Raw genomic sequence first — 12,020 nt, 5'->3', positions numbered from 1 at the left:
GCTAACATTCGTTCATAAATTGACCGGGATCAACCCACACTCAACCCAGGCACGAAACTTTAAACTAAAACGGGCAACCATAGCACAAAACAGTGAAACCTGTAACGACCGAACACGAAACTTTGCCGCCTAAACCAAACCCGGCTTACAATCGTTATCTTTGTATAAATTTCTGCAAAAAATATGTTTGATTCAATAGAAACCGCCATTGATGCAATCAAAAATGGCAAGTTGGTTATCGTTGTAGATGATGAAGACCGTGAAAATGAAGGTGATTTCATTACCGCTGCAGCAACCATTACCCCGGAAGTCGTAAATTTTATGGCCAAGAACGGCCGTGGGCTGATCTGTACCCCCCTGCCGGAAGAGCGGTGCGACGAGCTGAACCTGCCGCCTATGGTGACCAACAATACCGCGCTGCACGAAACCGCCTTTACCATTTCAGTGGATCTGCTGGGTAACGGCTGTGGCACCGGCATTTCCGCTTCAGACAGGGCCAAGACCATTGAAGCGCTCAATAACCCCTTCACCAACCCTTCTGATCTGGGCCGTCCGGGACATATCTTTCCCCTGCGTTCAAAAAAAGGCGGGGTGCTGCGTCGTGTAGGACATACGGAAGCAGCTACCGACCTGGCCCGGCTGGCAGGGTTCCCTTACCCGTACGGGGCCGTACTCGTGGAGATCATGAACGATGATGGTACCATGGCCCGGTTGCCCGACCTGATCGAAGTAGCGAAAACATTTGATCTGAAACTTATCTGCATCAAGGACCTGATCGAATACCGTCTGAAACGCGATTCCCTGATCGAAGAGATCGTGCGCGTAAACATGCCTACACGCTATGGCAACTTCACCCTGGTGGCATTTAGAGACAAGAACAGCAACAACGAGCACCTTGCGCTGATCAAAGGCGAATGGGAAAAAGGAGAGCCGGTACTTACAAGAGTCCATTCCTCCTGCTTTACAGGTGACATCCTGGGCTCGCTGCGCTGCGATTGTGGCGACCAGCTGCACAAAGCCATGCAAATGGTAGAGCAGGAAGGTAAAGGCATTATTTTATATATGAACCAGGAAGGCCGCGGCATTGGACTGATGAATAAATTAAAAGCCTATAAACTGCAGGAGAACGGTATGGATACCGTAGAAGCCAACCTGCACCTGGGCTTTAAAATGGACGAACGGGATTATGGTGTGGGCGCCCAGATCCTGCGGCACCTGGATGTGACCAAGCTGCGCCTGATGAGCAACAACCCCCGGAAACGTGTAGGCCTCATCGGCTACGGGCTTGAGATCGTGGAAAGTGTACCCATTGTGATCAGCCCCAACGAACACAACGAAAAATACCTGCGGACAAAAAAAGAAAAACTGGGCCACGAATTTTAACACTCCACCTCGGGGATCATCGTTCCTAAAGATACATCCCGGTAACCGGTAGCGGTGCTCTGGGATTTTTTTTTGCCTTACCGGCGAAGGAAAGCAGCCTCCCGCCCTGCGCCTGCCCGCTTCCGTCGGACTACCCGCCTTTTTTAACCCGGAGGTGCGGCAATCAAATCAGCCGTAATTATGAACCGGTATCAAAATGATCTTTATAAATTTATTGTCCGGTCAGTAAGGATACTGACCGTGGCGCGGATCATGGTTTCTTCACAAACCGTTTAAGAGGATATTTTTTACTAAAATCAATACCGGTCCATTATAATATTCTTCAGCAATTACAAATTTGTAATCAACATTTTGGCAATCACCTTGATTACAAATTTCTTGATTACAGCCGGTAGATTTTTACCGGCTGCCGCCGTTACGGGTTGTTCCTGTAACGGCGTCTTCCTGGAAAAGCCATTTTTGAAAGGCTTTCCTATTCTATTTTGCCGGCTGCTTGCCTGTGGTTTCCTTTACTATTATAGTAACCCTGCAAGCCTGGCCGGAACCACCCGGAAGCGGGGCGGCCCCGTCAGCACCACAACTGGCAACCATCAAAGACAGGGTCCGGAAACAGCGGTTCGGCCCTTCCATCGCATTCCTGATCGATATGCGCCAGCCTTCTTTCAAAAAGCGTTTTCTTATTTATGATCCGGCCGGGGACCAGATTACCGGTTCCGGATTGGTCACCCATGGGCCTTGCGGAGAACGATGGCCGGGGGGCGGCATTACAGTAATGAGTCAGGTAGCATGTGTACCTCCCTGGGATGTTATAAAGGCGGGAAACCCTACCAGGGAAAATTTGGACTGGCCTATAAATTATACAGACTCGACAGCAGCAGCAGCCATGCATTTGAACGGTACGCGGTCCTCAACTCCCATGCCTGCGTACCGGAAACAGATGTGAACTACGAAATTTGTCAAAGCGATGGCTGCCCCACCGTAAGCCCTGGTTTTTTAAAAAAGCTGCAATCCCTTATTGATGCTTCCACACAGCCCATACTGCTTTCTGTTTATGATTCCGGGCTGCATGCAGCGCCCCCTGTACACCCGGTAAGAGGGCTCAATTCTTAAACCACTGAACTTTACAAAGAACCATCCCCCCGATCGCGATCGGGAAAACATCAAACTTTATCTATCTTTGCCGCCTATGAGCAAAAAAGGTGAAATCGTTTTAAGTGGAGTACGGCCTACAGGGCAGCTTCATTTGGGGAATTATTTTGGAGCGCTGCGGAACTATGTAAAAATGCAGGACGAATACAGTTGCTATTTTTTTATCGCAGACCTGCATTCACTCACCACCCACCCCGATACAAAGGAGCTTAGAGAACACATACTCTCAGTTACCTCTTATTACCTGGCCAGTGGGTTGGATCCGGATAAATGCGTATTGTATTGTCAGAGCGACCTTCCGCAAACAACCGAACTTTATCTTTATCTCAACATGCTGGCCTATAAAGGCGAACTCGAAAAAACCACCACCTTCAAGGACAAAGTAAAGCTACAGCCGGAAAACGTAAATGCCGGGTTGCTGACCTACCCCGTGCTGATGGCTTCCGACATACTGATCCACCGTGCACATTTCGTTCCTGTTGGTAAAGACCAGGAGCAGCATCTTGAAATGACGCGTACATTTGGCAACCGTTTTAATCACCGTTACGGCGAAGTGTTTCCGGAGCCCAAAGCGTTCAACTACGGGCAGCAGCTGCTAAAAGTGCCCAGTTTGGACGGTGCCGGCAAAATGAGCAAAAGCGAGAACCAGTACGCCACCATATACCTGTCGGACGACGATGACCTGATCCGCAAAAAGATCATGAAAGCCAAAACAGATGCGGGGCCTGCAACAGCAAATTCAGAAAAGCCCGATTACATTGTCAACATCTTTGACCTGATGCGACTGGTAAGCGACCCGGCGGTCATTGAAAAATACGATGCTGATTTTAACGCCTGCACTATTCGTTACGGCGATCTTAAAAAACAGCTGGCTGAAGATATGGTACGGTTTATCAGCCCCATCCGCGAAAAGGCAAAAGCCATCCGGGAAGACGAGCGTGCATTGAGTATCATCCTGAAAGTAGGCGCACAAAAGGCAGCAGAAAATGCGGCGCAAACCATACAGCTGGTACGCCAGGCCATGGGCTTGAAATACTTTTAAGAAAAATAGAATGATTTAAAAAAGAATGGTTATTTTTCAAAACAAAACCATTCTTCGATCACCCTTGTAACATGGCTAAATCAAAATCCAAACCCAAGCACATTGCCATAGCTGGCAATATTGGTGCCGGTAAGACCACCTTAACGGAAATGCTGAGCAAGCATTATAAGTGGATCCCCAATTTTGAAGATGTGGATCACAACCCTTACCTGATGGATTTTTATGATGATATGCCACGATGGAGCTTTAACCTACAGATCTATTTTCTCAACAGCCGGCTAAAACAACTGATCGACATCCAGAATGGTACGGAAACCGTGATTCAGGACCGTACCATTTACGAGGACGCCAACATCTTTGCGCCCAATCTTCACGAAATGGGACTGATGAGCAAGCGGGACTTTGACAATTACTACCAGTTCTTTCAAACACTGAAATCAATGGTACGTCCTCCGGATCTCATGATCTACCTGAATGCCTCCGTGCCTACGCTTGTAGGACAAATTCAGAAACGCGGACGGGAATATGAAGAGAACATTCGCCTGGACTATCTGAAACGGCTGAATGAATACTACAATAAATGGATCGGGTCGTACAAAGAAGGAAAGCTGCTGATCATCGATGTAGATAAAAACAATTTTGCAGATAACAGCGAGGATTTTGGAAAGATCATCTCCAAAATTGACGCCCAGCTGTACGGTTTGTTCTGACCATGCCCCCTTTTCGAAAACAGCAGCTTCTGCTGATGATCCCGCAAAGAATCCATCCCGGGAATACAGGCTCATTTTTATGAACTGATCCAAAAAAGGCAGCCCTCCAGTTAAAAAAAGGAATATTCAGCAGATCCTGTGGACCGCTTTATAAAAACCTGCTCCAAAAACATTTATAGCGAACTCGTATCAAAACTATATCCGGTCGGTGCGGACACTGCCAGTAGCGCAGGTCATGGTTTGTATCTCCGCCAGATGCATCAAGCGCTTATTAGCAAGCAATACAAGATTGAATAGAGGTGCCCGCCCGGATGATCCTTTCGGACGGTCAGCGCACCGCTAATAAGGCTCCTAAAAGATTCCCGCCGCGCTGCGGCTAAGAGCAAGTTCCGGGAGTTCCTGTTACAATGATTTGCGGCGCGCTGCGCCTTGTTTGCTATCAAAAGATCAGGCCCTTTTAGCTTAAATGGCTTATTCGGGCTGCATCTTATGATGATAGACCTATTTTTAACCTGACGGCTATGGCCTCTCTAGAAACCATTTAGGAGAACACTCATTTTAATAAAATGGATGCCGGTCTATCATTAGTCCTCAAAGCGGCTTTTTACGGAAAAGAAGCCCCCTCTCCTCATAAAAAGATCGGCGGGATCCGTTCCCTGTTTCAGGAGAGCCTCTTTCACAACCAACAGTACTTCAAATATTAAGTTTAATTATATTTATTTTAATTAATTTTTACGTTTAATTATCTTAATTTAGTTTAAATTTGTTAATGTTTGCTTAACAATTTGTTATTGTTTGCCCAATAGATTTGCCACCTTCTAAACAACTTCATTATGCATCTACTAAAACGAGCCTTCTACAGGTACGCCGTTCCTGTTCTACTCATCGGGCTCTTTGAAGGCGGGGCCATATGCGCCCGCCTGCAAACGGCAGCCGCCCAGGATACCACCCCGGGGGAACTGGTGGGGATATTGACCGATTCTGTCCATAACCCTGTTTCCGGCGCAACGGTAATGGTGCAGGGCCGGCCTCTCTCTGTCATCAGCGGCACCGACGGCAGCTTCCGGCTGCAATTAAAAGCAGGTCTGTACACGCTTCACATCACACATATTGCCTACACGCCCCAGGAAATAAAATGGACGGCTGCAGACGGCAGGAAGGAGACGCGCACCGTTGTGCTGCAGGCAAAGCCCGGAAGCAATATGGATGAAGTGGTTGTAGTGGGTTATGGAACCCAAAAGAAGATCAATTTGACGGGTGCGGTTGCCCAGATCGGCTCCGAGGCGCTGGAAGACAGGCCTTCGCCCAACCTTACCCGTATGCTGCAGGGTGCGCTTCCCAACCTGAATATTAAAATGGTGGATGGCAGCCCCACCCGCAGCGCCACCTATAACCTGAGGGGCGCCACCTCTATCGGCGCCGGGGGGAGCGCCCTGGTGCTCATCGATGGAGTGGAAGGCGATCCCAACCTCATCAACCCCAATGATGTGGAAAGCGTTTCCATTTTAAAGGACGCCTCCTCAGCAGCCATTTATGGATCAAGGGCGGCCTTCGGGGTGGTCCTCATTACAACCAGGTCCGCCAAAAAAGGAAAGGTAAAAGTAGATGTCAACAGCAGCTATACCACCAACAGCCGCATCATCACTCCTTCCCTGATCACAAACGGCTACCAATGGGCCAAAAATTTTGATGAAGCATTTAATGCCTGGTACGACTACAAATCCCATCCCATATCTGTAAACAACATTTATCCGTTTTCGCTGGAATACCTCGACGAATTAAAAAAGCACGATGAAGATCCCAGCTTACCGGAGGTGGTGTACAACGAACAAAAAAAGCGCTACGAGTACTTTGGAAATACCGATTGGTACAACCTGCTGTATAAAAACAGCATGCCGGCGCTGGAAGAAGCCATCAGCGTGTCCGGCGGTTCCGAAAAAGCAGATTACTATATCTCCGGACGGTATTATTACCAGGACGGGATCTTCAATTACCTCAGCGATAAGTTTAACAAATACAATCTGCGCGCAAAAGGTACCATACGCATCGCCCCCTGGATCAGCCTGCAGAACAATACGGACATCAGCAATTATACCTACCGCTACCCGATGTTTTCCGATGGAGATGGCAATATCTGGCGTCAGTTCGAGCATCAGGGCTATCCGATGGCTGTCATCTACAACCCCGATGGTACTTATACCCACTCCGGCGTGTACACCGGTGCCGCCTCCTATATCGAAGGCCGCAACAAATCGGATCTTTCCAATTTTTTTATTCGTAACACAGCAGGGATTGTCTTAACGCCCATTAAAAACGCGCTGACTTTTAAAGCGGATATCACCTTCTCCAAAGAACTGGAGACGGAAACACGCACCAATAATTTTATGAACTACAGCATCGCCCCCGGCCGTATAGACCGCTTCGGCAGAAGCCTGCTGCGTCAGTTCAATAACAATGAAAGCTACCTCGGCTCCAATATTACCGGTGAGTTTACCAGGGACTTTGGCCAGCACCATTTCAAGTTCCTGGGCGGTTACAACGTGGAATCCTTTACACGCAAGGAGCTCGACGCCAGCCGCGATGGGATCCTGGTGGAAGAAAAACCCGATTTCAACCTGATGGACGGGCTGAACTACGGTATCTCCGGCGGCGGGTTGCAATGGAGTTATATCGGCTGGTTCTACCGGCTGAACTATGATTTCAAAAACCGTTACCTGATCGAACTCAACGGGCGGTACGACGGCTCCTCTAAATTTCCAAGCACTCAGCGGTTCGGCTTTTTCCCTTCGGTATCTGCAGGATGGCGGCTGTCGGAAGAAGCCTTCTTCCAGCCGTTGAAGCCCCTCATCAGTGAACTGAAGTTCCGCGGCTCTTACGGATCATTGGGCAACGGAAATGTGGCCGCCTACCGTTACTTGGAGATCATGTCTGTGGCTAAATCCAGCGTTATTCTAAATGGCGTCCAGACCAGCTATACACAATTGCCGAACGTCATTCCCAATGGCCTTACCTGGGAGCGTTCTACCACCTTTGATCTGGGCATGGACATGACCCTGCTGAACCGGCGGCTGGATCTGGTGTTTGACTGGTATAACCGGCAAACCACGGGTATGTTTACCCAGGCCGAGCCGTTGCCCGCCGTTTTTGGCGCTGCATTGCCTTTTGGGAACTATGCCGATCTTTCTACCAAAGGCTGGGAGCTGACCCTTTCCTGGAAAGACAATACCACCGTTTTCGGTAAGCCCTTCCAATACAGCTTCAGCGGATCTTTGTGGGACAGCCGCTCCTTTATTACCCAATTCAACAATCCTAAAAAAACCCTTGCCTCTACTTACTATGTGGGTCATGAGATTGGCGAATTGTGGGGATACACAACCCTTGGATTCTTTACTTCAGCCGAAGACATCGCGCAGCACGCCAACCAGGATTTTTTACAAAACTCCAATAACCGGCAATGGCTGCCCGGCGATCTGAAGTTTGCAGACCTCAATGGCGATCAGGTGATCAACCAGGGAACCAACACCGTTGACAATCCCGGGGACCGGCGTATCATCGGGAACACCTCCCCCCGTTATCAATACGGGTTTACCGTAGCCGCCGCCTGGAACGGGATCGGTCTTTCTGCATTCTTCCAGGGGATCGGCAAACGGGACTGGTATTTTGCTCCCGAGGCAGGACTGTTCTGGGGTCCGTACAACCGGCCCTATGGCTATCAACCCACCAAGATGATGCAGGATTACTGGACGGCAGAGAATCCCGATGCGTACTTCCCGAGGTTCAGAGGCTATACCGCTTTAAATACCAACCGTTCACTGGGCGCTCCGCAAACCCGGTACCTGCAGGACGCCAGCTACATGCGGCTGAAGAACGTCACTCTTGATTATTCCCTTCCTTCCGGTTGGCTAAATAAATTAAAGATCCAACGTGCAAAGGTGTACGTCACCGGTCAGAACCTCTTCACTTTTTCAGGCCTGTTTAAACATACAGACAATTTTGATCCGGAGGTGCTGGAAAACCCGATCGGGGAACTGACCAATGGCAGCGGACAGGGATATGCCTATCCCATGCTCAAATCGATCACATTTGGTTTAAACCTTTCACTTTAATTCTACCATTCCATGAAAAAGATAATCATTTCTGCAAACATCGTTGCTGCGCTCTTTCTTTTTTCCTCCTGCAGCAAAAATTTTCTTGATAAAGAACCTTTTGACAAGTTGGTTCCCCAATCATTTTTCAACACAGAAAAAGACCTGAACCTGTACACCAACTCGTTCTACCAGCGCATGCTCCCCTCCGCCCTGGCGGTTACCACCGAAGACGAGTGGGGCGACTATACTTCAAAAAATCAGTCCCCGCAGTTCATTGCCGGATCGTACACTTCGGTGAACGAACCTTCCTGGAGCTGGACGAATCTGCGCAACATCAATTATTTTCTTGAAAATGCCGGAAAAGCAGGCGTTGCACAGGAAGTGAAGGACCACTACATTGGGCTGGCACGCTTCTTCAGAGCCTGGTTTTATTTTGACATGGTACAACGCTATGGCGATGTACCCTGGTATTCCAAAACCCTGTCTGCGGCCGATCCGGATCTCTATAAATCGCAAGATAGCCGGAGCACCGTCATGGATTCTGTGCTGGCAGACCTGGACTTTGCTTCTGAAAAAATAAAGGATGTGAAAGACAATACGGCCTCTACCATTACCCGGCAGGTGGCCCTGGCCTTTAAATCGCGGGTTTGCCTCTTCGAAGGCACGTACCGGAAATATCATACTGAGTTAAAATTAGAAGCCACTTCAGGAAAATGGCTGGAGGCAGCTGCCGCTGCAGCAAAAAAAGTAATGGACGCCGGCATGTACAAGCTGTATACCAGCTCCAAGCCCGCGGCGGACTACCGTACCCTGTTTATTTCAGAGAACCCCGTGGCCGACGAGGTATTGCTGGCAGTGGTGTACAACAATGCCCTCAGAAGATGGCACGAAGTGACCTGGAAATTCAACAGCGCTACCTATGGCTCGCGTTGGGGGCTGATCAAACAATTTGTCAACACCTACCTCAACACCGACGGCACGCGATTTACCGACAAACCTGGTTTTGACACGATCCAGTTCGTGCGGGAAATGGCGCAGCGCGATCACCGCCTCGCACAAACCGTCCGGTCGCTCGGTTACCAGCGCAGCGATGGCAGCGCCGCCCCGCCGAATTTCGGATACACATTCACCGGCTACCACCTCTTAAAATTCAGCCTGGACGACAAGCGGCTGGATGGCGTGGGCGAATCCTATAACTCCATTCCCCTCATCCGGTATGCAGAAGTATTGCTGAACTATGCGGAAGCAATGGCCGAACTGGGCAAAATGGATGCTGGTATCTGGAACGAAACCATTGCACTTCTCAGAACAAGGGCCGGTGTGGAGCCAACCGGGCCGCAAACCGCAGATCCCTACCTGCAGACCACCTACTTCCCTGAGATCACCGACAAATACCTGCTGGAAGTAAGAAGAGAGCGGGGCATCGAGCTGGTGTACGAAGGATTCCGTTATGCTGATCTGCTCCGCTGGAAAAAAGGCAAGCTGATGGAAATGCAGTGGCGGGGTATCTATGTGCCGGCAAAAGACCAGCTCATGGATCTTGATGGCAACAATACACCTGATGTTTGTTTTGTGGACAAAGTGCCCGCAACCAAGGTTCCGGGAGTCATCTACTATGTACTGGACGGCACCGCATCCAAATTATCGGAAGGCAATAAGGGATTTATCCTTTGGAGAGAAGATGAAAAAAGAGCGTTCAGCGATAAAAAATATTACCATCCCATTTCCAATACGGACATCGTACTGAACCCCAATCTTCGCCAAAATCCCGGTTGGGAATAGGCTGCATATCGGTAATACGCCCGGATCAATGCTGCACGTTTTGCAAGCATGCAGACATACACCGTATTTCGTCCTACAAAACAGCTCGATCCCGGTTCATGATCAGGCAAAAAGGAGATGGTTTCAAAAATGGGCTTAGAACCCGCTGCCCTACCGGTCCCCGGGCTGAATGCCAGGGGCGGTGTCGCGGCAACCACTTTTGAAACCGTCTTTTTATATTTACCTTACATTGAAAATAATGCCGGGTAAAAAAACCGGTATTACCATCCCGGGGTTTGCTGATAGGCTCCGCCACTCAGGTTGATCTCATCCGGGCTGATGGGCCAGGCCATTTTTGCCTGGGTATAGTTACGCGCCGGCCAAACCTGCTGAACGGTGTACGGAGAAGCCGGGTTCGACTTATCTGTATGAATGCGTCCATGCAACGGAGCATTGATCTTTGCCACATCATTCCAGCGTTTCAGGTCCATCAGCCGGTCTGTCCATTCACAGGCCAGCTCGCAACGGCGTTCATGCTTCAGGTCATTTAATGTAGGATTGGTTATTGGCTCCAGGCCAACCCTTGCTCTTACTTCATTCAATGGTCCTGCCGCCTCTCCGTTCTTTCCCTGCTGGATCAGCGCCTCCGCTTTAAAAAGCAGGATCTCCGCGTAACGCATCAATGGAAGATTCAACGACGTAGTAGGATAATCCCCGTTCTGGTTAATCTTGTCATTGGTCTTGGGATCGCTGTTGGAGCCATAGCTGTACGGTTCCATGTATTTATTGATCTGGAACCCGGACAGGCTGTTTGTAGAAGAATAGGTCCGCTCCACGCCAAAAAAAGTAAATTGATCACCAAACTTTAAAATGGTCGCTTCCCTGCGGGGATCATTCGGCTCATATTCTTTATACAGCTCTTCGGTAGGCTGGAAGTAGCCCCAGCCGTTATATACGCCCCAGCCTTTGTTCTCCAGCACTACCCCGGGAAACTCTGATCCGCCGATGGTTCCGGAGGTTACTGACCAGATGTATTCGCTGCTCCAGTTGTTAGCAACGGCAAAAACCGCTTTATAGTTGTCTTTAAATGAGCCCTTCCCGGTGATCAATGCCCGGCCGCATTCGGTCTTAATACGATCGCAAATCGCCGGGATCAATGCCCATTTGCTATTGTCAAACTGCGCCCAATAGGCGTAGGTCTTCACCAGGTAGCCCAGCGCGGCGGCTTTATGCGCCCTTCCTTTGTTGACATCGTCATACGTGCTGAACAGGGGCAACAGGTCCGCTGCCTTCTGCAGGTCTCCGGCAATCGCCACATAGTTATCCGTAACCGACTTTAGTTGCGGAGGTACCCGTTTCCCAAACTCCGGATTTTCGATCGCATCATAAGGCACGCCCTGGTCTTTATGCCCCCACAGGTAGGCCAGCCAGAAATGAGAAAAGCCACGCATAAAATAAGCTTCTCCCAATGCCCGCTGTTTCAGTTCTTCTGATACATTGGTGGCAGTAGGCACCCCGGCAATGGCCTGGTTAGCCTTATTCAGCATCCAGTAAAGATCATTCCAGCCGTCCTTCATATATCCTTCGTTACCGGTACAGATGAAGTTTTTGATGTTCTCCGCATCGGCTTTGGAACGCCCTACGATCAGATCATCGCTTGCATTCTGCATCCAGAACAGGTTGCGGCCCCAGGTACCTTCATTGCGCATAGGAGCATACAGGGCCCCGATCGCTTTTAAAACATTCTTTTCCCCGTCCCATTGATAGGCTGTAGACGGAACGCCCTGTGGTTTTGTATCTACCCAGTTCTTGCTGCAGGAACCGCACAAAAACACAACGGCTATGATTAAATACGTAAGATTATATTTCATATACTGATTTTATTTT

At 49.4% G+C, this 12,020-nt stretch carries 7 protein-coding genes; 6 read left to right on the top strand and 1 reads right to left on the bottom strand.

The annotated features are described in order from the left end of the window. Window positions 1-183: 183 nt before the first annotated feature. The 6 genes from B160_RS0112215 to B160_RS0112170 all read left to right on the top strand — a co-directional run bounded on the left by B160_RS0112215 (window position 184) and on the right by B160_RS0112170 (window position 10,154). A complete protein-coding gene (locus B160_RS0112215; protein WP_018628204.1) occupies window positions 184-1,383 on the top strand; it encodes a bifunctional 3,4-dihydroxy-2-butanone-4-phosphate synthase/GTP cyclohydrolase II in 1,200 nt (399 codons plus the stop codon). Between the two features lie 747 nt (window positions 1,384-2,130). Next, on the top strand, window positions 2,131-2,493 hold the full coding sequence (locus B160_RS31120; protein ID WP_071597032.1) for a murein L,D-transpeptidase catalytic domain-containing protein: 363 nt from the start codon (window positions 2,131-2,133) through the stop codon (window positions 2,491-2,493). Between the two features lie 76 nt (window positions 2,494-2,569). Next, window positions 2,570-3,574, top strand: a complete 1,005-nt coding sequence (gene trpS / locus B160_RS0112190; protein WP_018628199.1) for a tryptophan--tRNA ligase — start codon at window positions 2,570-2,572, stop codon at window positions 3,572-3,574. 71 nt (window positions 3,575-3,645) lie between these two features. Then, on the top strand, window positions 3,646-4,284 hold the full coding sequence (locus B160_RS0112185) for a deoxynucleoside kinase (RefSeq protein ID WP_018628198.1): 639 nt from the start codon (window positions 3,646-3,648) through the stop codon (window positions 4,282-4,284). A gap of 833 nt (window positions 4,285-5,117) precedes the next feature. Beyond that, window positions 5,118-8,390, top strand: a complete 3,273-nt coding sequence (locus B160_RS0112175) for a SusC/RagA family TonB-linked outer membrane protein (RefSeq protein WP_018628196.1) — start codon at window positions 5,118-5,120, stop codon at window positions 8,388-8,390. Between the two features lie 12 nt (window positions 8,391-8,402). Beyond that, the gene (locus tag B160_RS0112170; protein WP_018628195.1) at window positions 8,403-10,154 is read left to right on the top strand and encodes a RagB/SusD family nutrient uptake outer membrane protein; all 1,752 of its coding nucleotides are present in this window, start codon (window positions 8,403-8,405) and stop codon (window positions 10,152-10,154) included. 260 nt (window positions 10,155-10,414) lie between these two features. On the opposite strand, the gene B160_RS0112160 is transcribed toward B160_RS0112170, so the two are convergent. Beyond that, window positions 10,415-12,004 (bottom strand): RagB/SusD family nutrient uptake outer membrane protein, encoded by a 1,590-nt coding sequence (locus B160_RS0112160; RefSeq protein WP_018628193.1) that lies wholly within the window; start codon window positions 12,002-12,004, stop codon window positions 10,415-10,417. Between the last annotated feature and the right edge of the window lie 16 nt (window positions 12,005-12,020).

Origin of the sequence: Niabella aurantiaca DSM 17617 (genome assembly GCF_000374125.1) — a bacterium.
GTDB lineage: Bacteria > Bacteroidota > Bacteroidia > Chitinophagales > Chitinophagaceae > Niabella > Niabella aurantiaca.
Note: the sequence above shows the minus strand (reverse complement) of the source record. Positions and strands in the feature narration are given on the sequence as shown.